The sequence below is a fragment of the Bradyrhizobium sp. SZCCHNS1022 genome (assembly GCF_032484835.1).
Taxonomy (GTDB): domain Bacteria; phylum Pseudomonadota; class Alphaproteobacteria; order Rhizobiales; family Xanthobacteraceae; genus Bradyrhizobium.
This window is the reverse complement of record NZ_JAUETT010000009.1, coordinates 1-23,796: the sequence shown is the minus strand read 5'-3', so window position 1 is coordinate 23,796 and position 23,796 is coordinate 1. Positions and strand designations below refer to the sequence as shown.

The 23,796-nt window shown below is 64.7% G+C and carries 18 protein-coding genes; 8 read left to right on the top strand and 10 right to left on the bottom strand.

Annotated features, from left to right (window positions below):
• Nucleotides 1-73 precede the first annotated feature (73 nt).
• The 4 genes from QX071_RS33325 to QX071_RS33310 all read left to right on the top strand — a co-directional run bounded on the left by QX071_RS33325 (nt 74) and on the right by QX071_RS33310 (nt 4,317).
• On the top strand, nt 74-2,032 hold the full coding sequence (locus QX071_RS33325; RefSeq protein WP_315707121.1) for a hypothetical protein: 1,959 nt from the start codon (nt 74-76) through the stop codon (nt 2,030-2,032).
• 126 nt (nt 2,033-2,158) lie between these two features.
• A complete protein-coding gene (locus QX071_RS33320; protein WP_315707120.1) occupies nt 2,159-3,403 on the top strand; it encodes an ABC transporter substrate-binding protein in 1,245 nt (414 codons plus the stop codon).
• A gap of 279 nt (nt 3,404-3,682) precedes the next feature.
• A complete protein-coding gene (locus QX071_RS33315) occupies nt 3,683-3,919 on the top strand; it encodes an antitoxin (protein WP_315707119.1) in 237 nt (78 codons plus the stop codon).
• On the top strand, nt 3,916-4,317 hold the full coding sequence (locus tag QX071_RS33310; RefSeq protein ID WP_315707118.1) for a type II toxin-antitoxin system VapC family toxin: 402 nt from the start codon (nt 3,916-3,918) through the stop codon (nt 4,315-4,317). Before QX071_RS33315 ends, QX071_RS33310 begins: the two co-directional genes overlap by 4 nt.
• A gap of 785 nt (nt 4,318-5,102) precedes the next feature.
• Here the strand turns inward: QX071_RS33310 and QX071_RS33305 are convergent.
• Both QX071_RS33305 and QX071_RS33300 read right to left on the bottom strand, forming a co-directional pair.
• Nucleotides 5,103-5,711 carry a DUF2147 domain-containing protein gene (locus tag QX071_RS33305; RefSeq protein ID WP_315707117.1) on the bottom strand — a complete coding sequence of 203 codons (609 nt, stop codon included), beginning with the start codon at nt 5,709-5,711 and terminating at the stop codon, nt 5,103-5,105.
• A 162-nt stretch (nt 5,712-5,873) separates the two neighbouring features.
• Nucleotides 5,874-6,902 (bottom strand): NAD(P)/FAD-dependent oxidoreductase, encoded by a 1,029-nt coding sequence (locus tag QX071_RS33300; RefSeq protein WP_315707116.1) that lies wholly within the window; start codon nt 6,900-6,902, stop codon nt 5,874-5,876.
• Between the two features lie 289 nt (nt 6,903-7,191).
• On the opposite strand from QX071_RS33300, the gene QX071_RS33295 reads away from it, so the two are divergent.
• Nucleotides 7,192-7,650 carry an acyl-CoA thioesterase gene (locus QX071_RS33295; RefSeq protein ID WP_315707115.1) on the top strand — a complete coding sequence of 153 codons (459 nt, stop codon included), beginning with the start codon at nt 7,192-7,194 and terminating at the stop codon, nt 7,648-7,650.
• A 54-nt stretch (nt 7,651-7,704) separates the two neighbouring features.
• Here QX071_RS33295 and QX071_RS33290 read toward each other — a convergent pair whose 3' ends face one another.
• Together QX071_RS33290 and QX071_RS33285 are read right to left on the bottom strand one after the other, a co-directional pair.
• Nucleotides 7,705-8,025 (bottom strand): 2Fe-2S iron-sulfur cluster-binding protein, encoded by a 321-nt coding sequence (locus tag QX071_RS33290; protein WP_315707114.1) that lies wholly within the window; start codon nt 8,023-8,025, stop codon nt 7,705-7,707.
• Between the two features lie 118 nt (nt 8,026-8,143).
• Nucleotides 8,144-8,530, bottom strand: coding sequence for an Hpt domain-containing protein (locus QX071_RS33285; protein ID WP_315707113.1), 387 nt, complete (start codon nt 8,528-8,530; stop codon nt 8,144-8,146).
• A gap of 398 nt (nt 8,531-8,928) precedes the next feature.
• On the opposite strand from QX071_RS33285, the gene QX071_RS33280 reads away from it, so the two are divergent.
• Nucleotides 8,929-14,460 (top strand): methyl-accepting chemotaxis protein, encoded by a 5,532-nt coding sequence (locus QX071_RS33280; protein WP_315707112.1) that lies wholly within the window; start codon nt 8,929-8,931, stop codon nt 14,458-14,460.
• A 189-nt stretch (nt 14,461-14,649) separates the two neighbouring features.
• Here QX071_RS33280 and QX071_RS33275 read toward each other — a convergent pair whose 3' ends face one another.
• From QX071_RS33275 to QX071_RS33265, 3 genes are read right to left on the bottom strand one after another with little or no spacing between them, the layout of a single operon-like run.
• Nucleotides 14,650-15,525, bottom strand: coding sequence for an MlaD family protein (locus QX071_RS33275; RefSeq protein ID WP_315707111.1), 876 nt, complete (start codon nt 15,523-15,525; stop codon nt 14,650-14,652).
• Between the two features lie 33 nt (nt 15,526-15,558).
• Complete coding sequence (locus QX071_RS33270; RefSeq protein WP_315707110.1) at nt 15,559-16,332, bottom strand: ABC transporter ATP-binding protein; 774 nt, start codon at nt 16,330-16,332, stop codon at nt 15,559-15,561.
• Between the two features lie 2 nt (nt 16,333-16,334).
• Nucleotides 16,335-17,468: an ABC transporter permease gene (locus QX071_RS33265; protein ID WP_315707109.1), complete on the bottom strand. Its 1,134-nt coding sequence runs from the start codon at nt 17,466-17,468 to the stop codon at nt 16,335-16,337.
• 142 nt (nt 17,469-17,610) lie between these two features.
• On the opposite strand from QX071_RS33265, the gene dgcA reads away from it, so the two are divergent.
• The gene (gene dgcA, locus QX071_RS33260) at nt 17,611-18,606 is read left to right on the top strand and encodes an N-acetyl-D-Glu racemase DgcA (RefSeq protein ID WP_315707108.1); all 996 of its coding nucleotides are present in this window, start codon (nt 17,611-17,613) and stop codon (nt 18,604-18,606) included.
• On the opposite strand, the gene QX071_RS33255 is transcribed toward dgcA, so the two are convergent.
• On the bottom strand, nt 18,576-19,775 hold the full coding sequence (locus QX071_RS33255; RefSeq protein WP_315707107.1) for an MFS transporter: 1,200 nt from the start codon (nt 19,773-19,775) through the stop codon (nt 18,576-18,578). The two genes, dgcA and QX071_RS33255, sit on opposite strands and share 31 nt — an antisense overlap.
• A gap of 30 nt (nt 19,776-19,805) precedes the next feature.
• Between QX071_RS33255 and QX071_RS33250 the strand changes: the two genes are divergently transcribed.
• On the top strand, nt 19,806-21,389 hold the full coding sequence (locus tag QX071_RS33250; protein WP_315707106.1) for a hypothetical protein: 1,584 nt from the start codon (nt 19,806-19,808) through the stop codon (nt 21,387-21,389).
• Between the two features lie 37 nt (nt 21,390-21,426).
• Here QX071_RS33250 and QX071_RS33245 read toward each other — a convergent pair whose 3' ends face one another.
• Nucleotides 21,427-22,416 carry a threonine/serine dehydratase gene (locus tag QX071_RS33245; protein WP_315707105.1) on the bottom strand — a complete coding sequence of 330 codons (990 nt, stop codon included), beginning with the start codon at nt 22,414-22,416 and terminating at the stop codon, nt 21,427-21,429.
• 106 nt (nt 22,417-22,522) lie between these two features.
• A complete protein-coding gene (locus QX071_RS33240) occupies nt 22,523-23,341 on the bottom strand; it encodes a UDP-2,3-diacylglucosamine diphosphatase (RefSeq protein WP_315707104.1) in 819 nt (272 codons plus the stop codon).
• Nucleotides 23,342-23,796: the final 455 nt, after the last annotated feature.

The following is a 23,796-nucleotide window of genomic DNA, read 5'->3' as shown; positions in this document are numbered from 1 at the left end:
TCCCAGGCAATCGGCTTGATCTGACAGGCGGCCCTCTTATTTCCGCCGCATCTTTGCCGTGAAACGTCGCGCCATGATCCCAGATTCCCTTCGCCTGCTGCTGGCGGCCGCATTGCTCGCGCCCGCGCTCTCCGTGATTCCGACCTCGCTGGTCGGCGCCCAGATCAACAGCCCGGTCACTGCCGCCCCGATGCAGATCAGCTGGGAGGTGCGCAACCGTTTCCGCCTGTTCCGCGAGGAGCGCGACTTCCTGCTTCACGTGGACGCTGCGCGCGACCGCAGCATCCTCGCCGCCGAGCAAGGCCTCGAACTGCAGAGCGACGGCCGCGGCTGGGCTCGCAACATCGTCAACCGGCTCTGCATCGATCTGCAGGGCCGCGTCAACGAGCCCTGCACCCGCGACAATGTGAAGGAGAGCTATCTCACCCCGATCGATCACCCGATCACGGTGCGGCTCACGGGCGCGGTGCCGGTCGGCGCCACCTGCGCCTGGTCGTTCGACGATGGTGACGGTCCGCAAAGCTCGACCTTCGACTGTGCCGAGCCGGTCAACCTGCGTGTCCGCTATGGCCGTCAGACCGTCGCCACGGTCGACGTCTCCAGCGCGGACGGCAGCCAACGGGTATCCGCCGGCATCCAGGTGCGCGACATCTTCATCGCCGGTCTCGGCGACAGCATCGCCTCGGGAGAGGGCAATCCCGACCGCGCGATCGCGCTGGCCGACGAAGGCTTCTGCTTCCGCTCCTATCTCGGCGGCGCGACCGGGCAATATTACCGGCCGAGCCGCGCCGGCTTCAAAGGCGGCCGTGCCTGCGAAGCGCCGGATACGCTGCAGAACTGGCAGCGCCACAGCGCCGTCTGGTTCAATGCAGCCTGCCATCGCTCGCTCTACAGCTATCAGACCCGCACGGCGCTCGCGCTCGCGGTGCGCTATCCGCACATCGCGGTCACTTATCTGCCGCTCGCCTGCACTGGTGCCACCATTGCCGACGGCCTGTTCGGCAGCCAGCGGGCGCGCGAATGCCCGCCCGGCCGCTCGATCGCGACGTGCCAGAGCAGCGTCAACGGCCAGCTTTCCGAATTGCGCGAGGCACTCACGGCGGCCAAGCGGCGCCAGCCGGATCGCCGGCTCGACCTCGTGCTGCTGTCGATCGGCGCCAACGACATCAACTTCTCCGGTCTCGTGTCCGACGTCATCGTGGACACGCCGACCGAGCGCACCCTGTTCAAGCGCATCGGCCTGATCGGCTCGGTGGAGGATTCCCGCGCCGAGCTTGCGCGCGACCTGCCGCAGGGCTTCGCCAAGCTGCGCGAGGCCCTCAAGCCCTTGGTCGGCGACCTCTCGCATGTGATCTACACGTCCTACGGCAATCCGGCGCTCGCCAGTGGCGGTACGCCCTGCCCTGGCGGGCGGGCGGGGTTCGACATCCATCCCGCTTTCTCCGCCGATCCGCAGCGGCTCGCCAATGTCACCGCCTTTGTCGAGAACGAGTTCCTGCCGACCCTGAAGGCACTGGCGCAGTGCCAGGGCGGCGTGCTGTGCCGCGATCCGCGCAGCGACCGCATGACCTTTGTCGATGCGCATCAGGCTGCGTTCGCCGACCACGGTTTTTGCGCGCGCGCCGCGAGCGATCCCGTATTCGACCGCGACTGCTTCTCTGCCAAGGGCGACAGCTTCGATCCCGACATCGTCAATGCCGCCAATGACCCCTTGCGCTGCGGCCGCGGCGCCAGCGAGTACCGGGCCTATCTGCCGCGGGCACGCTGGATCCGCGATGCCAATGACAGCTATTTTGCCGCGATGACCTATCCGCAAGGCCTGCCGGCTGCGATGCAGCCCTCCGATATCCACGATGCGACCTGGGGTGTGCTGTCGGCGGTCTATGGCGGCGCGGTACACCCGTCCGCCGAAGGGCACGCGGCGATGGCGGATGCGGCCTTTCCGGCCGCAGCCCAGGTGCTCAGCCTGGACGCCGCCGAGCCCAACATCAGCGGCGAGCCGCTGCCGCCCGCAAGCGCAGTGCAGCAATAGGCCAAGATCGATCCGAACGCGCTTTCCAAGCCGCGTGAGCGCGGCTTACACTTGACATGCGCGCGACCTATACGCGCGCGGCACAACTAACAAGTTGGCCCAACAAGATCGTCAAGGGAGAAACGCATGCTTCGGTTCGATGCCTGTTCGCCGCCGCTTGCCATGTTGACCGCGGCCACGACCCTCTGCCTGACCGCGCCTGTATACGCGCAGTCCGGCGATCCTATCAAGATCGGCGTGATCGCCGAAGTGCAGGCGATCGCCGGTGCCGCCACGCCCGGCGGCGCGCAGATCGCGGCCGATGAGATCAACGCCAAAGGCGGCGTGCTCGGGCGCAAGATCGAGATCGTCACCTACGACGACCACTCATCGTCGGCAGATGCCGTGCGCGCCTTCCAGCGCGCCGCCAATGAGGACAAGGTGTCGGCCGTAATCGCCAGCTACATCAGCGAGGTGGTGCTGGCCTTGGAGCCCTGGGCCGCGCGGCTTAAGTTGCCGCTGATCACCCCGGGCGCGGCATCCAACGAGATCACCAAGGCGATCCACAACGACTATGAGAAAAACAAATACACCTTTCACGGCTACCTGACCTCGGCGGCGCAGGCCCAACTGGTCTGCGATGCGGCCAAGGACCTGTTGGCCGATCAGCTCAAGTTCAAGACCGCCGCGATCATGAGCGAGGACGCGGCCTGGACCAAGCCGCTGGACGTCGGCTACGAGGCGTGCCTGCCCAAGGCCGGGCTGAAGGTGGTCGAGCACATCCGCTTCTCGCCCGACACCACCGACTTCACGCCGATCTTCAACAATATGGAGGCCAAGAAGCCGGACGTGATCGTCACCGGCATCTCCCACGTCGGCGTACAGCCCACCGTGCAGTGGAAGAACCAACAGGTGCCGGTGCCGATGTTCGGCATCAGCGCGCAGGCGCTCAGCCCGACCTTCTGGAACGATACCAACGGCGCGGCCGAAGGTATTCCGTCGCTGGCCGTCGCGACGCCGGAGGTCGCGGTGACGCCGAAGACCAAGCCGTTCGCGCAGGCCTTCAAGGCCAAGTTCGGCACGCCGCCCGCCTATACCGGCTACACCGGATACGACGACGTTTACATCATCGCGGAAGCGATTAAGCGCGCTGGCTCGACCGATCCGGACAAGATGGTCGCCGAGCTCGAGAAGACGAACTACGAAGGCACGATCGGCCGCCTCGCCTTCTACGGCAAGGACGACGAGTTCACCCACGGGCTCAAGTCGGGTCCCGGCTACGTCACCGGTCTCGTCTTCCAGTGGCAGAGCGGCAAGCAGGTCACCGTGTGGCCGCCGGCGATCGCGGAAGGGAAACTGAAGTTTCCGGACTTCGTGAAGCTGTCGCAGTAGGGCCGGAGTTGGATCCGCTCTCGGATCTGTATTTGGCTATCTTTACTGCGTCACAAGTACCGTCATTCCGGGACAGCCCGTCAAGGCTGAACCCGGAATCTCGAGATTCTCAGGTGCGCAATTGCGCACCATAGTTCGATGCTGGCGCATCGCCCCAGAATGAGCGTGAAGCAGGCCATGTCTCGCGCTTGTGACGCAGTAATACTCTTTCCCTTGTATTTGGGGAACTTTCGACATATGTCATCAGCATATGCCGGAAGTTTTCGAGGGCTACCGAGTATGTCCGACGCTAGGCAGGTCAAACTTTTTCGAAACGGCCGCAACCAGGCAGTACGGATTCCGATGGAATTTGAACTCCCTGGGACCGACGCCATCATGCATCGGGAGGGAGACCGGCTCATCATCGAACCCCTACGCAAGCGAGGGCTCCTCGCGCTTCTTAAGACCATGGAGCCGATCCCCGAGGAGCTACCTGAGATCGATGATCCCGCTCCAGCTCCGGAGCGCCTGCTTTGACGCGTTACATGCTGGATACAAATATCATTTCCGACCTACTCAAGAATCCTCGTGGAAAAGCTTACAAGCGATTGAGTATGGTCGGCGATCGGAACGTCTGCACGAGCATCATCGTTGCGGCCGAACTTCGCTACGGATGCGCCAAGAGCGGCTCTGATCGGCTGCGCAAAGCTGTTGAAGAACTATTGAACGAGATTCCTGTGCTCTCCTTCGACGCTCCAGCCGACCGGCATTACGGATCCGCTCGCGCAGAGTTGGAAGCCTCAGGCACTCCGATCGGCGGCAATGATCTATTGATCGCCGCCCATGCTCTTACCACGGACGCCACGATCGTCACTGCGAATGATCGGGAGTTCAAACGTGTTCGAGGTCTCAAAGTTGAGAATTGGCTTATCTAAAGGCGTGGCGACAAGGTCCTTGAGATCCTAGCGGTTCAGTGCTCCCTAAAGGCTAGGTGCGACGCCCCTGTCCGATGTATGCCGCGAGCATGCTTGCAAAGGGCGGCGGACTTCTCCGCAGCCCCTTGTATCGGACCTCTTCCTCGACCTCAGTAGCGATCGGTGCCGATGCCGACGCTCACGCCGGGCGCGTCGATACCGACCCCGCCCCGGTCGCGATAGCTGCGGCGCTCGTAATAGCGCTCGCGAGGCGCGTAATCGAGGCATCGCGACCTTCTCGGACGATGACGCGCCGCTCAGTGCGCTGACGCCAGCAACGTCCGTCTTCATTGCAGACCATGCGAACATTTTGGATGTAGCTCGCTGCCGCGGGGGGACACCGCTGACAGCGGGGCAGCGGACACAGAGGTCACCACAAACGTACTTGCAGCGGCTGCCAATGCGATTGCGAAAGCCCTCATAGCATTTTCTTCAGTTAATGATTGTGCCGGTGAGCAATGGGCTTGCGACAGAATGGTTCCGGGCGACGCAAAATTTTGCGCCGCGTGGCAGCTCCGCTGATGACCGTAGGAGAGACCCGATTTGCTAGCTGGCCCTATGCGGCCGGTTCCTGCGGCTTCTGCTAATCCGACGGACGCCAATCGCGCGCTGAGAAGCTGACGTTCTGAAACCTTGCACGGCAGGAGTTCAGCTCGAGCATCACCGTCTCAGGAATACCACGTCGCCCGGACGAGCCGGGCGGCAACAGGGAGATTGATATGTCGGACGTGACGTCTCGCAGCTGACTACTTCGCCGGCGCGATCTTCTTGCCCGTCGTCGCCGGCTGCTTCGCCGCTGCGGCCTGGGCCGGCAGGTACTTCGCGATCACGGCCGGATCGATCTGCGCCATGGCGCTGTCCGGCAGGCGCACCCAGGTCTCGTCGCGGCCAAGAAACGAGATGCCGATATAGCCGCGCAGCGTCAGCGTCTGTCCATCCGGACTGAGCGTCATCTTGGCGTCGTAGATCTTGCCATCGCGCGGATCGAGCACGTTGCCGTCCTCATAGACCAGCCCGTCGCGCTTCATGTCGCGAAGCTTCATGTCACGAATGAAGGAGATACCGAGCCATGGCGCGTTCTTGCGGTCGTCGGTGCATTTGGAGCAGATCGGATTCGGCGAATCGGTAGGTCTCGGGAACAGCTTCGCCATCACGCCCTCGTAGACACCGTTGTGATCGACGACAAGAACGTAGAGCTTCGGCTCCCCGTTCTCGACCTTCTGCCACAGGCCGGCGGCGGACGGTTCGGCGGCTAGCGCAGGCCGCGCAACCAGCGACCCAGCAAGCAGGACGGCGAGGGTGGCAAATGTCGCGACACGTGGCATCAGCCGAAGCCGGGGAAACGTTATCAGCATCATCATCTCACCTTGACCAATCCACAAAGCGCATGGACGCAGAGTACGGCCATTTCGAGGACCGTGCCAGCACATAGCAGGTCTTGCGCGGCTGTGGAATCGCAGCCGCCCAGAAACATCCAGTCACATTCCGGTTGGAGCCGGTTCCCTCCAATCCACCGCTTAGTTGACGCCGAGCTTCTTCTGCAGGCTCGATGACGATGTCGTGTATTGGAACACCAGCCGCTTCTCCGGGTAGACGTAGCGGTGCGCCTTCTGCGCCATCAGCGCGCCCTCGTGGAAGCCGCACAGGATCAGTTTGATCTTGCCGGGATAGGTGTTGATGTCGCCGATCGCGAAGATACCGGGCACGCTGGTTTCGAACGCCGAGGTCTCCACCGGAACCAGATTGTTCTCCAGCGCGATGCCCCACTCGGCGACGGGACCGAGCTTCATCGTGAGGCCGAAGAACGGCAGCATCCTATCGCAGGCGATCGTCTCCACCGTGTTGTCGTTGCCCTTGAGGGTGGCTGCCGTGAGCACGCCGCCTCCGCCTTCGAGGCCGGTGACCTGGCCGATCCTCAAGTCCATCTTGCCGGAGGCGACGAGCGCGCGCATCTGCTCGACGCTATGGGGAGCGGCGCGAAAATCGTCGCGCCGGTGCACCAGCGTGATGCGCTTGGCGATCGGATGCAAATTGAGAGTCCAGTCGAGCGCGGAATCGCCGCCGCCGACGATGACGATGTTCTTGTCGCGGAACTCCTCCATCTTGCGCACCGCATAGAACACCGAGGTGCCTTCATAGGCTTCGATGCCCGGAACCGGCGGCCGCTTGGGCTGGAACGAGCCGCCGCCGGCAGCGATCACTACGACCTTGCATTCGAACACCTTGCCTGCATCCGTGGTGATGCGGAAACCGGGATCGCCGATCTTCTCGACCCTCTCCACCATCTCACCGAGATGGAAGGTTGGATTGAATGGCTTGATCTGCTCCATCAACTGATCGGTCAGGCCCTGCCCCGTGACCATCGGCACGCCGGGAATGTCGTAGATCGGCTTCTCCGGATAGAGTTCGGCGCATTGGCCACCGACCTTGTCGAGGATGTCGATCAGATGTGCCCTGATATCGAGCAGCCCCAGTTCGAATACGGCAAACAGTCCGCAGGGGCCCGCGCCAATGATCAGCACATCGGTCTTGATCGTTTCGCTCATGTCGCTCTTCTCGTTGGGAGGCCGCAGGCAAGATGTCGCGGCAAGTGGCGGTGTCCAAATGTGTAGCCAAGGCGGCTCACCCAGGGAAGCCTCAAAACCGGCTGGCGCCGGGCGGGGCGCATGCTCGTCGGATAGGTCTCAATTCGCATCCGCCGGCCTGGGGTCGACAGCACCTGAAAGTGGTGCACATCAAATACAACGACTCTTGCGCGAACGTGAAATCCGATCGATGATGCCGCCCATTCATTCAAGACATGCTCTCAAATCATACGTCCATGGAGATGGTCTCGTGAATGTCTCCCCCTCGCATGAGGACGCGCTTCGTCTGGAGGATTTTCCGTACCGGCTCGGCGACAACGTTCGGTTCGGCGATCTCGATCCGAACTGGCACGTCAACAACGCGGTGTTTGCGACTTATTTCGAAAGCGCCCGCGTGATGCTGATGAAGGACCCTAACAACGATCTGATGCCGAAGGGATTGACCTGGATCATGGTGCGGCTCGACATTCAATTTCGCGCCGAGCTGCGCTGGCCGGGAACGATCGAAATCGGGCTTGGCATTGCCAAGCTCGGACGCACCTCAGTGACGTTCGACCAGGTGATCTTCGCGCAAAACACCTGCGTGGCTTCGGCGCAGGCCGTGAACGTGCTGATCGACGAAGCGACACGCATGCCGACGCCGCTGCCGCCGAAGCTGATCAGCAATTTCCAGCCCTGGCTGCGGCGCGGAGCGGCCGCATCGGCCTGAGCATGTCGGCGCGCGGAAAGGTCGCGGAAGCAAGGCGGCGCGCGCGGGAGGCGCTTAGGCCTGACGTTCCGGCGTCGAGACGACGAGGCCGTCGAGTTCGTCGGAGACCTTGATCTGGCACGACAGGCGCGAGTTCGGCCGCACGTCGTAACCGAAGTCGAGCATGTCCTCTTCCATCGGCGTGGGCGGCCCGACCTTCTCGCGCCAGGCTTCGTCGACATAGACATGGCAGGTCGCGCAGGCGCAGGCGCCGCCGCATTCGGCCTCGATCCCGGGAATGGCGTTGCGGATGGCCGCTTCCATCACGGTCGCGCCGTTCTCGATCTCCACGGTTCGGGATTCGCCGGTGTGGTCGACAAAGGTTATCTTGGCCATGTTCGCTCGATGCTGCGGGGGAATGAAGTCGGGCTGTCCTATAACGGGTCGACCCGCCCGGCGCTAGTGCCGCCCGGTGCGCCGTGTTCGGGGCGGTTCGCGTCTCCGGACGAGAGTATCAGGACGCCGCCAGCATCTCCGCAATCGCCATGCGCGCCTCGCCAACGGCCGTGCCGAGTTCGGCCAAGGTAAGGGTCAGGATATGGGCCTGGTCGCGGTCGCGGAGCGCCATCTCCAGCGCTTCGGCGGCTTCTGCGACCCCCAGCGCCCCGATCGCCCGGGCGGAGCCCTTCAGCGTATGCGCAAGCGCCGCGGCATCGCCCGGCAGTCCCATCAGCTGGCCAAGGATACGGCCGGACTGGCTCGCAAACATCCCCAGCACCTCGCGCTCGAGATCGAGGTCGCCAAGCGTCATCCGCCTGAGCTGGTCCAGGCAGATCGGCCCGTCATCGGGAACAAGCGGGGGCGAAGGCATCCATTCGATCCGGTGGAGGTCTGGCGTCATGGCGTACGTCTCGGGGAGTCCATTTCCGCGAACTCTCATCCCGAGGGCCACGGTTGCGCCAGCCAAGCATGGGAATGGTTAATACCTCCTTACCTGTATATTGCCGCGGCTCTGCCTTGTTTCAGGCGCGGGACCGCCCCAATTGCGGCCGAAATCGAATTTTCGGGACTTTCAAATGCGTTACCGGTGGGTCCTGTTAACGATGATTAAGAATCTCTTAACCGCGACCATTTCTTTCACCTCGCCCAGCCAATAGGATGCGCTTTGGATGGAGCGGGCTAGCCGGCAAGTGCCGCGCCTGGGCGCCCGCGGTGGATGAATCCGGTTCCGAGCCCGGCGATGGGGCATTCGTGCGCGGCTCACCGGATCAAAAAAATACGACGAGGCTCGGACTGAACATGGCAAACACCCCAAAAAAGGTCAAAGACCCGACTGAAGTTGCGCTGTCTGCCATTCAGGAGGCTTTGAACATCAGCGATACGGCCGCGCCGGAAGAGGCGCAGGCGCCGAATCGTGCTGACGAGGCGTCGCCGATCATGCCGATCGGCCCTGCCTTTGGGGAAACCACATTCGACGCGCGTCAAGGCGCGGAGCGCCCGGCCTTCGACGACAATGATGCGCCGCCGTTGATCGCCCGTCGCCCCGCCAACGACGATCGCGAGACCATCGGCCAGCTCCTGCAGGCCATTCAGAAGGGCCGCCCCTCGCGCGGCGTCTACACGATCGCGACCGCCTTTGCCGGCGTGTGGATCGTCGGCTGCGGCCTGCTGACGGTCGGCTTCCTGCCCTCGCTGCAATCGGCGATCGGGCAGAGCGGCGGCGTCCTGGTGCTGGCAGGATTGGCAGCGCTGTTTTTCGCCCCCGTGCTGTTGTTCTATTTCCTCGCAAGCCTCACCTGGCGCGGCCAGGAACTGCGCATGATCGCGCAGTCGATGGCCCAGGTTGCGATCCGCTTCTCGGAGCCGGAAGGCGCAGTCAGCGATTCGATCGTCACCGTCGGCCAGGCGATCCGGCGCGAGGTCGCAGCGATGGGCGACGGCGTCGAGCGCGCGATTGCCCGCGCCGGCGAATTGGAGACCCTGGTCGCCAACGAGGTCGCCGCGCTGGAGCGCGCGTATAGCGACAACGAAGTGCGGATCCGGGCGCTTCTGCAGGACATCGCCCATCAGCGCGACAATCTCGTCGGTCAGGCCGAGCAGGTTCGCAGCGCCATTTCCGGGGTGCAGATCGATCTGCGCCACGACATCGCGCTGATCTCGGACGCGATCGCCTCGCGCGTCGACGAGGTCGCCAAGAGCATCACCAGCGCGCTGGAAGAGCGCGGCGCCCACATCACGGCTGCGCTCGGCAATGCCGGCGACAACATGATCCTGGCGCTCGGCGAGCGCGGCGGCGACCTGCTCGATCGGCTCGAGGAGGCCAGTTCCGAGACCACGCGTGCCGTGCTCGACGCCTCCGAGCGCCTGACCACAAGCCTCAACTTCAAGACCGGACACGTCCACGACGAGTTCGCCGATCTCTCCGATCGCGTCCATGAGATGCTCAACGAGCGGATCGACCGCATCACCGCCGAGTTCGAGCAGCGGGCCGCGGTCATCGTCGACGGCATCTCGGTGCGCACCGAGCAGGTCCACGATTCGCTCAAGGCTTCCGGCGACTCGCTCCTGCTCGAGCTCGAGCTGCGCAGCGGCGAACTCGTGCGCAAGATCGACGATGCGAGCCAGCGAATGTCGGGCCATATCGCCTCGAGCGGCGAGAAAGCCAGTGAATCCCTCGATGCGACCGTCAGCTCGCTGGTCGAAAAGGTGGTGAGCCAGACCGAGGCCGCGCACGACACGCTGTCGATGCAGATGAGCGCGTTCGATGAGCTCGTGAAGAACCAGGGCACCGAACTCGCCGAGCGCTTCGCCCGCGACTCGAGCACCCTGGGTGCGCTGATCACCCGTCATATCAGCGAATTCGATCGCACCGTGAAGACGTTCGGCGGCGATATCGTCGAGCGCATGGGCCAGCGGACCCAGGACATCACCGATAATCTGAAGACCTATGTCGACACCTTCGATAGCCGTCTGTCCTCGAACGGCGGGCAGATCACGGCCACGCTGGATCACCGCCTTTCGCAGTTCGAGACCACGCTCGAAGCGCGCATCACCAATCTCGATGCCGCGCTGGAAAACAAGATCAACGCCTTCCACCAGAACCTCGACGGCCGGCTGAAGTCGCTCGAAGAAACCTTCGACTCGCGCGCGACCTCGGTCACGACGACGGTCGAAGGCCGTCTCAACGCCCTCTCCTCGTCGCTGACCGACGGTGCGGCCCAGGTGCTGCATACGATCGACTCCCGCCTCACCGTGCTCACGTCCTCGCTGACCGACGGCGCGGCCCAGGCGATCCATTCGATCGATTCCCGCCTGACCCTTCTCACCTCCTCTCTCAGTGACGGCACGGCGGAGGCGCTCGAAGCCATCGACCAGCGCGTCGCCACCGTCTCGCAGACGATCGACGGCCGCACCACGCAACTGGCCGATACCGTCACGGCGCGTTTCCAACAGATCCACCAGAGCATCGAGACCAGGGTCGGCGGCATCGCCGGCGACATCGACCAGCGCGTCGCCCAATTCGAAGATCTGTTGGGGACCCGCATCGAAGCCGTGGCCGGCCGCATCGAGAGCAGCGGGCGCCAGGCCAGCGACGAACTGATGACGCGCGCGGAGCTGTTGTCCGCCAGCATCAAGTCGCATGTGGAAGACGCCGAGCGTTCCCTGACCAATCTCGTGGTCAACACCAGCGAGACCATCCAGACCGGCGCGCGCGCGGCGCAGCAGGCGCTGCTCACCGTCTCGACCGATGTCGGTGCGCAGCTGAAGACCACCTCGACCGAAGTCGAGCGGGCCCTCACCGGCGCCGGCAGCGGGGCGGCCAATGCCATCCTGTCGAGCGCGCGCGACGCGCAGCTCACCTTGGTGACGGCTTCCGGCGATACCGTCGCCCAGATCAAATCGCTATCCGCCGATGTCGAGCGCACGCTGGCGGCGGCAGGCTCCGCAACGGCGGCCTCGATCGTGGCCGGTGCGCGCGAAGCACAAAACACCCTGGTCGCGGCGTCATCGGAAGCAGTCGGCCAGGTCAAGTCGCTCACCATCGACGTCGAGCGCTCGCTGTCGAGCGCCGGTGTTTCGACCGCGGAAGCCATCACCGGTAGCGCAAGAGAGGCACAGGCCACCCTGCTTGCCGCCTCCTCCGAAGTGGCCGACGAGGTCAAATCGCTGACCGCCGACGTGCAACGCTCGCTGTCGCTCGCCGGCACCACCACGGCGGAAGCAATCACCAGCGGGGCGCGCGAAGCGCAGACCACACTGATCAGCGCCTCGTCGGAAGCCGCCAATCACGTCAAGACGCTCGCTGTCGACGTGGAACGGACCATGTCGGCGGTCGGCACCAGCACGGCAACCACGATCGTGAACAGCGTCCGCGACGTGCAGAGCAAGCTGATCGCCGCTTCCGCCGAAGCCGCCGATCACGTCAAATCGCTGGCATCCGACGTCGAGCGCACCCTCGCCGCAGTCGGCACCAGCACAGCGGCCTCGATCGTGAGCAGTGCACGCGACGTGCAGTCGACCCTGATGGTCACTTCCACCGAGGCGACGGACCACATCAAGTCGCTGGCCTCCGACCTCGAGCGTACGTTGTCGACCGTCGGCGCGGACACGGCGAGCGCCATCCTCAATAGCGCGCGTCAGGCCCAGACCTCGCTGACGGCGACCTCTGCCGACACGGCGGCCGCGGTGGTGGGCAGCGCGCGTGAGGCCCAGGCCCTGCTGACCGCAACATCGACCGACACCGCCGGCCAGCTCAAGACGATCTCCTCGGAGATCGAGCAGGCGATCAATGCGGTTGCCGCGAACACCACGGAGAACATCCAGACCAGCGCCGCGAACGCGCAGAATATGCTGCTGGCAGCGGTGAACGAAGTCAGCTCGCGAGTGAAGTCGACCTCCACCGACATCGAGCGCACCGTGCTCGCGGCCGGCAATTCGTTCGGCTCGGCCATGACCGGCAAGACCGACGAGATCGTGACCTATGTTCAGCAGCACACCGAGCGACTGTCGCAAATGCTCGATGGCCGGCGCGGCCAGCTGGTCGAGGCACTCGGCTCCAAGGCGAACCAGCTCACGATCGAGATCGATCGCGTCACTTCGGATGCGTTGAAATCGATCGAATCGCGCGGCCAGGCCTTCGCCAAGACCATGATGGGCAACGGCACCGAGGTCGCGCGCACGATCACCTCGGCCGGCGAGCTCGCGACCACTGCCATCGGCAAATCGCTGAAGGAGCTGGAGCAGGCTTCCCGCGCCGCGATCGAGCAGTCGCGCCAGGTGTCGGTCGCCGCAGTCACCGAGATGCAGGAAACCAGCAAGATCCTCCGCACCGACACGGTCGCCCTGTTCGAGCGGCTGCGCGAAGGCAACATCCTCCTGCAGGAGGTGCTCACCGGCGCCCACGACAACCTCAATTCGCTCGAACGTGCTCTGGTCACGCGCGTGGCCGACTTCGTCACGGCGATGAGCGATTTGACGACGCGCAACGGCGCGGCCACGGAGACGCTGGAGGAGCAGCTCAGCGTCTTCAACGTCAAGACCACGAAGGCGCTGGAAGACCTCGGCTCGCTCGCGGGTCAGTTCGACGCCCATGGCAAGGCGCTGATGGAAGCAGCAGCCGTTGTCGATCAGAGCAACCGCGAGGCCAGCGTCTCGATCGGCGAGCGCAAGGCGACGCTGGAATCGCTGATCACCACGATCGACCTTCGCACGGCCGATCTCGACCAGCGGCTGTCGCGCTTCACCACGCTGCTCGACGAGTCGCTCGCCGCGGCCGAAGAGCGCGCACGCGACATCGCGCGCGTGGTCGCGGAAACCGCGGGCGCCGGCTCGACCGCGATCAGCCGCCAGTTCGAGGCGATCCGGGCCACCGCCGAGGAAGAGCGGCGGGTGACCACAGAATCCATGCACGCGATCTACGAGCAGAGCACGCAGGAAGCGGATGCGATGTTCAAGCAGTCGGCGGAGAAGTTCGCCAGCCTGGTCACGAACATGAAGCAGATGACCGCGGAGATGCAGCGCGAGCTCGAGGCCACGCGCAACGAGCTGCGCCGCGGCGTGCTGGAAATGCCGCAGGAGGCCGCCGAGAGCACTGCACAGATGCGCAAGGTGATCGTCGACCAGATCGAGGCGCTCGCCGAGCTGAACCGGATCGTTGCCCATCACGGCCGCGGCCTCGACGTGGTGAACACGACGAGGACGGCGACCGTGACCACCACGGTCCGCCAGGAGGAACCGGTGGCTGCTGCTGCCGCCGTCGCGGCGGGCGGACGGGGCGACATCCGTATGCGCGAGCCCTCGCCCACGAGCGCCGCCAATCTGCCGCCCCCGGACCTCGGCGTTCAGCCGCCGTCCCGGCGCGTCGAGGCCCCGCCGATGGGACCGGCCGCCGATCCAGGCCGCGACACCTGGCTGTCCGACCTCCTCAACCGTGCCGACAATAGTGCCGCCGGTCGCGAAGCGCCGCGTGGTCGCGGGCCCGTGCCGCAGTCCGGCAATCCGCTGGAGTCGCTATCGCTCGATATCGCTCGCCTGATGGATCGCGCGCTCGCCGCCGAGATGTGGGATCGCTATCAGCGCGGCGAAACCAAGGCCTTCACCAAACGGCTCTACACGCCGGCCGGCCAGAAGGCGTTCGACGAGGTGGCACGCAAGTATCGCGCGGATCGCACCTTCAAGCAGACCGTCGATCGCTACATCACCGAGTTCGAGCGGCTGCTCGACGAGGTGGCGCGCGACGACCGCAATCCGCAGGCGCTGCGCAACCAGCTGACCTCGGAAACCGGGCTCGTCTACACGCTGCTCGCACATGCCGCCGGACGGCTGGCGTGAGAACAGTGAATGGCTGATCGCAAACGGAAAACGGAGGCCTCACGGCCTCCGTTTTGCTTTCCGAGATACTTCGTAGGATGTCGACTAACGACCAGATCAGCGGTGGGCCTCACATAATCGACCGCGCTTCGTAGCTTACCTCGCGCGCGCCCCCCTACTCGCTTTATTCCCTATTCGCGACTTGCCTTCTCACCGCCGTCGTTCGCTGGCGACGGGCGCCGGCTGCGAGGCCTGGGCGTTGCTGGGACTGGAACTCGAGCTGCTGGCGCCGAACAGCACCCGGGTCGGGTTGCGGTCGAAATTGTTGACGGCCCGGCTGATGTCGCCGAGCGTCCGCCGGCCGTCCACCATGAGCGCACCCGACCGCTTGTCGAAATCCTCCGCCAATTCACGGATCGATTTGACCGTCAGGAGCAACTCGCCGCCGTCCTTGCCGCCGGCGAGCGTGTTGAGCCCGAGCATCAGGCTGTCCGCCTTGCCCATGATGCCGTCGACCCGTGCCATCACGCCGTCGATCCGCTCGGAATTGCGGGCCAGCGATTGGGTGAAGACTTCGAGGTTCTTCAGCGAATTGCGGACAGCTTCCTGGTTGTCGGCGACGACCCGGTTGATATTCTGCAAGGTGGCGCGGATCGCCTCGGTCACGTCCTGCAGCCGGTTCGGATCGGCGCGCAGCACCGGCACGCCGTCTTCATCGAGCGGCGGCGGCGGCGCGGCTTCCTCACCGCCCTTGAGCGAAATGGCGGCAACGCCAGTCAGGCCCTGGAACTCGAGTCCTACCAGGGTGTCTCGGCGGATCGGCGCGCTGTTCTCGACCATGGCGAGCGCGACAACGCGGCGGGGGTTGTCGAGCTTGACCGAAATGACCTCGCCGACCCTGATACCGTTGAAATTCACGCTACCGCCATTGCGCAGTCCTGCGGCTGGACCTTCGAAGATCACCCGCAATGGGCCACGCTGCTTGGTCGTGTGCAGGCTCTGAAACCAAAGGACGAAGCCGACCGCCGCTGCGATCACCGCCAGCGTGAACGACCCGATCAGCACGTAATTCGCCCGCGTTTCCATCAAAAACTCCGGTGCTTGCGTGCAAGCATCGCGCTACGCCATTACGGCGCGGGCGCGTTTGCCGTGGAAATACTGCCGCAGCCAGGGATGCTCCGAGGCCTGCATATCGGCCATCGATCCTGCGGCAATGACCTTACCGTCGCCTAAAACGGCGATGCGATCACAGGCCGTATGCAGGCTATCCAGGTCGTGGGTTACCATGAAAACCGTCAGGCCTAAAGTGCGCTGCAGGGTACGGACCAGTTCGTCGAAGTCGCCTGCGCCGATCGGATCCAGGCCGGACGTCGGCTCATCCAGAAACACCAATTCCGGATCGAGCGCGAGTGCGCGCGCCAGCGCCACGCGCTTGATCATACCGCCCGAAAGCTCGCTGGGGAACCGATCCGCGACCTCCGGCTTCAGCCCGACCATCACCAACTTGGCCACCATGATCTCGTCGAGCAGGCGCTGGGAGACCTTGAGGTACTCGCGCATCGGAAACTGAATGTTCTGGCGCACCGTCAGCGAGGAAAACAAGGCGCCCTGCTGGAACAAAACCCCCCAACGCCGTTCGACGGAACGGCGCATCCCGGAATCGGCAGCGTCCAGGTCGACCCCGAACACCTCGATATGGCCGGAGAGCTTGGGCACGAGCCCGATAATGGTACGAGTGAGCACGGATTTTCCGGCGCCGGACGGACCTACGAAGCCCAAGATTTCACCGCGCTCGACGTCGAGATCGAGCCTGTCGAGCACGCGCGTCTTGCCGAACTGAACGGTCACGTCGCGCACCCGGATGATGGCACCGGACGATTGCTGCACCGTCATGGTCACATTCCGATCGCCGCGAAGAAGATCGCGAACACGCCATCCATCACGATGACGAAGAAGATGCCTTTGACCACCGACGCGGTGGTGTGCCGGCCGAGCGACTCCGCGCTGCCCTGCACCGAGAGCCCCTCGACACAGGCGACGATGCCGATCACCGCCGCCATGACCGGCGCCTTGAGCAGCCCGACCTTGAAGTGATCGATCGAGATCGCGTCGCGAAGGCGCAGCAGGAACGCTTCCGGCTGAACGCCTCCATAAAGCCAGGCCACGAGCCCGCCGCCGTAGAGCGCAGCAATGTCGCCGAGAAACGCCAGGATCGGGAGCGCAATGACCAGGGCCAGCATCCGCGGCAGGATCAGAACCTCGATCGGATCGAATCCCATCGTGCGCAACGCGTCGATCTCCTCGCGCATCTTCATCGAGCCGAGCTCGGCCGTGTAGGCGCTGCCCGAACGACCTGCGATCATGATCGCGACCAGCAGCACGCCGATTTCGCGCAGGACCAGAACGCCGAGCATGTCGACGACGAAGATGTCGGCGCCGAACCGACGAAAATGGAAGATGCCCTGCTGCGCGATGATGCAGCCGATCAGGAAGGTGATCAGCACGATGATCGGGACCGCCCGCCAGCACACTTGTTCCAGATGATGGACGGTCGAGGTCAAGCGGAAGCTGCGCGGGTGGAGAAACACGCGTGCGCTGGCGACGATGACGGCCCCCAGCATATCGACCAACGCGGCGATGGTGCCGAAGATACCGGCGACGGTGCGGCCGATCTGATCCAGCATGCCCACCACGGTCACCGCTCCGGTCTCATCGTCAGGCGCGGGCGTCACGCGACGGACCTCATCAACGAGGCTGGCATAAGTGACGGACAAACCATCCACCTTCGCCTCGATGGCGCCCTGTGTGAAACTGCGCCGCAGCCGCTCGATCAGCCAAGCTCCGAACGTATCGAGCTTGGAGATTTGGGAGACGTCGATCGCGACATCAGGCTTGGTGCCCGCGAGTTTCTCCGCCTCGGCGACCAGTTTTTCGAGAAGCGGCGCGAAGGATGCCGTCCATGTGCCAGCTGCGCGGAGCAGCAACACATCGCCTTGAGCGCTCCGCTCCAGAGTCGGACCGTTGATCATGATGGCCGCCCTGAGCCCAGCCGGCCGCTTTTCGGCAAGAATAGTCTGCGCACGCTGCTATCACCTTGTCGAACCCCGGCCCAACCAGCCATAGTCGGTCGCGCCCCGCAAGCCCACGATTCGAAAATCGCGAACTTTTTAAATGACTTCCACCAATTCTCCAAACCTGATCGGAAACATCGAGCAATGGCCGATCGCCGGCAGCTTCACGATCAGCCGCGGCGCCAAGACCGAAGCGGTGGTCGTGGTGGCCGAACTACGGCAGGACGGCTTCGTCGGACGCGGCGAATGTGTGCCCTACCCTCGCTACGGTGAAACTCCCGATGCGGCCCTCAGCGCTCTGCTGGCAATGCGCGACGCGGTCGCCAATGGCCTCGATCGGACGGCTCTGCAGGCGGCGATGCCGCCTGGCGCAGCGCGCAACGCATTGGATTGTGCGTTGCTGGACCTGGAGGCCAAGCGAAGCGGCCGGCGCATCTGGGACCTGCTCGGCCGACGTGCACCCGAGCCATGTGTCACTGCTTATACGATTTCGCTGGGCTCTCCGCAGGCGATGGCCGGCGCAGCGGCCAAGGTGGCGCATCGGCCGCTGCTGAAGGTCAAGCTCGGCGGTGACGGCGACGGCGAGCGCATCGTCGCGGTGCGCCAAGCGGCGCCGCAATCGCAACTGATCGTCGACGCGAACGAAGCGTGGACGGAGAAAAATCTGGAAACAAATCTCGCAGCCTGTGCAGCCGTCGGCGTGACTCTGGTGGAGCAGCCCCTGCCCGCTGGCAACGACCGCGCCTTGGCACGGATCGATCGGCCGCTGAAGGTCTGCGCCGACGAGAGCGTGCACGATCGCGCATCGCTGGAGGGTCTCCGCGATCGCTATGACGCCGTCAACATCAAGCTCGACAAAACGGGCGGCCTGACCGAAGCGCTTGCGGCGGCGGATGCCGCCCGCGACCTTGGCTTCGACATCATGGTCGGCTGTATGGTCGCAACCTCGCTGTCCATGGCGCCGGCCATGCTGCTGACGCCTTTCGCCCGATTCGTCGATCTGGACGGCCCGTTGCTGCTCGCCCAGGACCGGGCGAATGGGCTGCATTATGAGGACAGCCTGGTCTACCCGCCCGATGCCGCGTTGTGGGGATGAGGCGTCAATCGCAACCGCACGAGCCACATCAGCGCGCCGCCGAGCGCTGCCATGGTCGCCATAAGGTAATAGACGCCTGGCCCAAACTGGGCATAGACGGGCCCGGACATCACTGACGCGGCCGAACCAACGATGCCCGTCGCCGCCGCGTAATAGCCTTGGCCGCGCGCAGTCATATGCGCAGGCACATGCCGTACCAACAATCCCATCGTGCCCACCAGCGTCAGGCCGAAGGTGAAGCCGTGGCTAAGCTGCACGGCAGCCAGCGCGAACGCATGCGGCTCATGAGCGGCGATGACCCAGCGAAGCACAGCTGCGCCGGCGCCGATCATAAGCAGATTGGCCGGTGCCCAACTGAGGCGCGGAGACACGGCGAACACCACGATCTCGGCGATAACGCCGAGCGCCCAGAGCCCGCCGATGGTCAGGCCACCAAACCCTTGAGCCTGCCAGTCGATGGCGGAGAACGCGTAATAGGCCGCGTGGCTGCCTTGCACCAGCGCGGCCGACAAGACGATACAGATGAAGTCCCGATCACCCAGCAGCTTCCTGCCACGCTTCGCTGCCCCCGCTGCGCGTGTCGGCAGATCCAGAGGCGCCAACGCTGCGCTGCTCACCGCACCGAGCAAACCGGCCGCCATGATGACCCAGATGAGTTGGGTCGCCGGGATCACATCGGCCAAGGCACCACACAGCAACGTGCCGATGATGAAGGCTGCCGAACCCCAGAGCCGCAGGCGGCCATAGTCCAAGCCGTAGCTCACGACGCCCCGCAGAGCGTAGGCGTCGGTGAGCGGCACGAGCGGCGTCCACAGGCAGCAGATCGCGACGTACATCAGAAAGATCGACCACGGCAGATGCTGGAGGCCAAGGATCGCGAAACCTGCCGCGGTTGCACCTGCCGAAAGCCTCATCGCACCGCGCAGGGCGTGATGGCGCTCGGCAAATGCGGTGATCAAGGGCAGCACCGTAAAACGCGTCACCGCAGGGACCCCGATGATGAGGCCGATCCACGATGGGTCCAACTCGATGGCCCGCAGCCACACGGGAAAGAATGGCAGGTGGGTGCCCGACAAAAGGAAGATCGCGCCGTAGAACAGTCCCAGCCGCCGAGCGAACGATGGGAACGTCTTACGTGACGCGGTGGGGATTTGTCGGGTGGACTGCATCAATTCAATTGCGATTCGGTCAATATCGTGATGTTCGTTATGCCAACGCGCAGCAATTTGCGCGACGGGTTTGCCATGGTCGATGACGTCTTCGCCCTTTCGCCGATCTCCGCCCGCGCGGCCCAGCCGAGCGAGGCTGACTATGAGGCGATCCGCGATGCCTTCATGGAAACCTCGCGGGGGCGCTGGTTTCTCGGCGAGTATGCCAAGCGCAACCGCAACGCGGACACCAGCATGGTGCTCAACGCGGTTGCCCGCATCGAGCACGCGCTGGCCGCGCAGCGCGAACAGCAGCAGGAGCAGCAGTTCGACGAGCGGGCGCTGCCCGAGGCGCTCGCCGCCATTCGAGGAGCGGTCGAGGACGCCGCTGCAGCCGCGGGCGCGGCGATCGATCGCTTGGCGCTCGAGCACAACTTGGCCCCGGTCCGCAAGGGAACCCGAATCATCAAGGAGATTTCCTGGCGGTGGCGGGAGATCGGGGCGGATTCGCGGATCTGCGATCTGATCGATACCCAGATCGAGGCCATCGAATCAGGCTGCGACCAGCTCATCGGCGCCGATCCAAGGGCTGCGCTCCTGGCCGCATTCGACAGCATCAGGGCTGGGTTGAACGCCTTCGAAACGGCTGACAACGCCGTGCCTGCGGCGGCCGCCGAGGTCGCCACGGCCACCGATGCCCCGCCGGCTGGCGAGATGGCAGTGACGGTAGACCTGCCGACGGCCGAAAGCGCGCTGGCCGAAGCCGCGAGCACGCCGGCGGAGGTGGATTTTGTCCACCCGCTGAAGACCGCCGCGGGTTTGGACGCCGTGGACACTGCGCCCGAGCCGGTGGCGGCCGCTGCTGCCGAGGCGACAGCCGAACCGGCTGCAAGGGAAGCGAGCGAACCGGCCGCTCCCGGTCATGTTGAAGCGCTGTCGCAAGTCGGGCTTAACCGAGAGCCCGTTGCTGAGGAAAATCAGCGCCTTGGCGCGACGGTCGAATCGGCTCACGCAACGCTTGAGCTTGCTGAGATCGAGGTCGAAGCGACCGCGACCGCCAGCGCCGTCGTCGAAACCGCAGACGATGTCGACCCAGCAGCCGCGGACGCCCATGACGAGGAGGTGCTCGAGCTGGTGGCGGCAGAGATGGCCGCGCCGGACCTGATCGAGGATGAAGACCTCGCCCGGGTCCGCACCATCGGCTTCGATATCCAGGAGCCGGCTACGGTCGACGACGACATCGTTGCGACCTTTGCCGACCCCACGGCTCCCGAGCCGGCGACCTTTCCCGCACCGACCGTCTCCGATTCCGAGCCGCCTGTCTCCGTGACGGTCGCCCCCGCCCCGCAACCGTTGCCACTCGTGGTCGCCCCCGAGCCGCAGGTTACGGCGGCGCCTGAGTTCGTTCAGCCTGCTCCGGTCATGCCGGAGCCGCCCGAACCCGCCGCAGCGATTGCGCCCCAGCCGGCGGTCGCAACGGCGGTTCAAGCCATGCCCAAACCGTCTTACGAACCATCGCTGGGCTCGGCGCTGCTTGCCAACGGCCTCCTGCCGCGCAAGCCGATTACCGCCAACGACCCGCTGATGCCGATCCGGCGCATGACGCAGCCGGAGAAGATCGCCTTCTTCTCGTGATGCGGCCGCGTCCGGCTGCGCGCAAGTCCGGAGCGTGTCAGGCGATCAGCCGCGCGTAGAGATCGGCGTCGACATTGCCGCCCGACAGCACGATCACGACGATCTTGCCGCTCACATCCATGTGGCCGGCGAGAAGCGAGGCGAGGCCCACCGATCCGCCCGGCTCGACCACGAGCTTCAACTCGCGGAACGCGAAGCCGATGGCGCGGCCGACCTCCTCGTCCGAGGCCGACACGGCGCCCGACAGCAGCCGTCCGTTGATCGCAAAGGTGATCTCGCCGGGCATCGCCGCCATCAGCGCATCGCAGATGGTACGGCCCTTGGCGTCATGGGCGACGCGCTGTCCGGCGCGCAGCGAGCGGGCGTGGTCGTCAAATCCTTCCGGCTCGGCGACGATCATCTCGGCCTGCGGAAACTTCGCCTTCACCGCAGTCGAGACCCCCGCGACCAGGCCGCCGCCCGAGGCCGGCACCACGACGACGCCTGGCGCGAGGCCGAGCGCGGTCAGATCCTCCGCGATCTCGCGGCCGACGGTGCCCTGCCCGGCGATCACCAGCGGATCGTCATAAGGCGGCACCACCGTCGCGCCGCTTTTGCCCGCGATCTCGCGCGCGATCGCCTCGCGGTCCTCGCGATCCCGGTCGTACAGCACGACCTCGGCGCCGAAGGCCTTGGTGCGCTCGCGCTTGGCGGCCGGCGCATCGGTCGGCATCACGATGGTCGCATGCATCTTCAGCAGCTGCGCGGCATGCGCGACTCCCTGGGCATGATTACCCGAGGAGAACGCCACCACGCCATTGCCGCGTGCGCTCTCGGGGATCGACGCCAGTTTATTGTAGGCGCCGCGGAACTTGAACGAGCCGGTCCGCTGCAGCACTTCCGGCTTGACGAAGACGTGCGCGTTCAGCCGCTCGCTGAGCACGGGCGAGGCCAGCAGGGGCGTACGCACTGCGACGGGTGCGAGCACGCGCGCGGCCGCATCGATGTCGGCCGCAGTGACGGTAGGGATCGAAGCCTGAATGGTCATGCTACGACTTTACCGCGCCCCGGGACCGCCTCGCAAGCCCGCAGGCATCAACCCAGCTCAGGCCACACGGCGGGAGCAGACGGCCCCTGCCCTTGCGGCCCGTTCGTCACGCCGCGGCGCGCGCCGTCACCCGCGGCACGGGGGCCGGTTTGCGCAACTGGTCGGTCCAGGTGATGATCTCGAAGGAACCGTCCTCGTGCTCGGCGAGCGCGGTGCAGCTCTCGACCCAGTCGCCGCAGTTCATGTAGCGGATGCCCTGCTCGTCGCGGATCACGGCGTAATGGATGTGGCCGCAGATCACGCCGTCGCAGCCGTACCGGCGCGCCTCGGCGGCGAGCGCGGTCTCGAACGCGCCGATGTAGTTGACCGCGTTCTTGACCTTCTGCTTGGCCCATTGCGACAGCGACCAATAGGGCACACCGAACATGCGCCGGAAGAAGTTGACGAACCGGTTCATCTGGATGGCGAAGTCGTAGGCCCTGTCGCCGAGATGGGCGAGCCAGCGCGCGTTCTGCACGACGAGGTCGAAGATATCGCCATGGATCACGAGATAGCGGCGACCGTCGGTGCCGGTGTGCACGGTGTTCTCGACCACATCGATGCCGCCGAAATGCGTGCCGTAATAGCCGCGCAGGAACTCGTCGTGATTCCCGGGCACATAAACGACCTTGGCGCCCTTGCGCGCCTTGCGCAGCATCTTCTGCACCAGATCGTTATGGGATTGCGGCCAGTGCCAGCTCGACCTCAGCGCCCAGCCATCGACGATGTCGCCAACCAGATAGATCGTATCGGCGTCGTGATGGCGGAGGAAATCGACCAGGAGATTGGCCTGCGAACCGCGGGCCCCGAGATGAACGTCGGAGATGAACAGCGTGCGAAAGCGCCGGTCCGGGCTTTCTTCACCTGCAGCGTTCTCAATTCCCATGCGCGCCCACCTAACAGCTTCTGATGACAAACCAATGACGAGCGACGTCGCTGCTAGCGCGCATCCCCCGTCCGGACCGCTGCTGAAAGCCGCTCGCGTGACGACTCAGGTATCCCTTGCCGTTTACCCGCGATAACAGCGCGATGCGACAATCAGGCGACAGAAAGGGTGCTTTATGGGGGAAATGCCCGCGTTGGTTTTGCACAAAGATTCGGCCTTTTCCTTGAACGGCTGACCAAAAGCCTGACCGAGGTTTCGTTCCATTGCGCCATTGCGAGCGCAAGCGAAGCAACGACGCGACCACATACGATCCCGCTCTCGCGGCGCATGGCGTCCGAGTTTTGCAGCTAGCTCCACCCTCCTATCAGTCGGAGGGCACAGGGAAGGCCGCATAGGCGTTAAGTTTATGCTTGAGTGTTGGAATCCGCCGTGATTCGAACAGGGGATGGCAGACG

Excerpts from the sequence above, each read along its gene's own strand:
- QX071_RS33305 (WP_315707117.1), bottom strand. The coding sequence starts at position 5,711 with ATGCTGATAACGTTTCCCCGGCTTCGGCTGATGCCACGTGTCGCGACA.
- QX071_RS33240 (WP_315707104.1), bottom strand. The coding sequence starts at position 23,341 with ATGGGAATTGAGAACGCTGCAGGTGAAGAAAGCCCGGACCGGCGCTTT.
- QX071_RS33275 (WP_315707111.1), bottom strand. The coding sequence starts at position 15,525 with ATGGAAACGCGGGCGAATTACGTGCTGATCGGGTCGTTCACGCTGGCG.
- QX071_RS33250 (WP_315707106.1), top strand. The coding sequence starts at position 19,806 with ATGTTCGTTATGCCAACGCGCAGCAATTTGCGCGACGGGTTTGCCATG.
- QX071_RS33255 (WP_315707107.1), bottom strand. The coding sequence starts at position 19,775 with ATGCAGTCCACCCGACAAATCCCCACCGCGTCACGTAAGACGTTCCCA.
- QX071_RS33270 (WP_315707110.1), bottom strand. The coding sequence starts at position 16,332 with ATGACGGTGCAGCAATCGTCCGGTGCCATCATCCGGGTGCGCGACGTG.
- QX071_RS33285 (WP_315707113.1), bottom strand. The coding sequence starts at position 8,530 with ATGACGCCAGACCTCCACCGGATCGAATGGATGCCTTCGCCCCCGCTT.
- QX071_RS33320 (WP_315707120.1), top strand. The coding sequence starts at position 2,159 with ATGCTTCGGTTCGATGCCTGTTCGCCGCCGCTTGCCATGTTGACCGCG.
- QX071_RS33315 (WP_315707119.1), top strand. The coding sequence starts at position 3,683 with ATGTCCGACGCTAGGCAGGTCAAACTTTTTCGAAACGGCCGCAACCAG.
- QX071_RS33280 (WP_315707112.1), top strand. The coding sequence starts at position 8,929 with ATGGCAAACACCCCAAAAAAGGTCAAAGACCCGACTGAAGTTGCGCTG.
- QX071_RS33245 (WP_315707105.1), bottom strand. The coding sequence starts at position 22,416 with ATGACCATTCAGGCTTCGATCCCTACCGTCACTGCGGCCGACATCGAT.
- QX071_RS33300 (WP_315707116.1), bottom strand. The coding sequence starts at position 6,902 with ATGAGCGAAACGATCAAGACCGATGTGCTGATCATTGGCGCGGGCCCC.
- QX071_RS33265 (WP_315707109.1), bottom strand. The coding sequence starts at position 17,468 with ATGATCAACGGTCCGACTCTGGAGCGGAGCGCTCAAGGCGATGTGTTG.
- dgcA (WP_315707108.1), top strand. The coding sequence starts at position 17,611 with ATGACTTCCACCAATTCTCCAAACCTGATCGGAAACATCGAGCAATGG.
- QX071_RS33290 (WP_315707114.1), bottom strand. The coding sequence starts at position 8,025 with ATGGCCAAGATAACCTTTGTCGACCACACCGGCGAATCCCGAACCGTG.
- QX071_RS33325 (WP_315707121.1), top strand. The coding sequence starts at position 74 with ATGATCCCAGATTCCCTTCGCCTGCTGCTGGCGGCCGCATTGCTCGCG.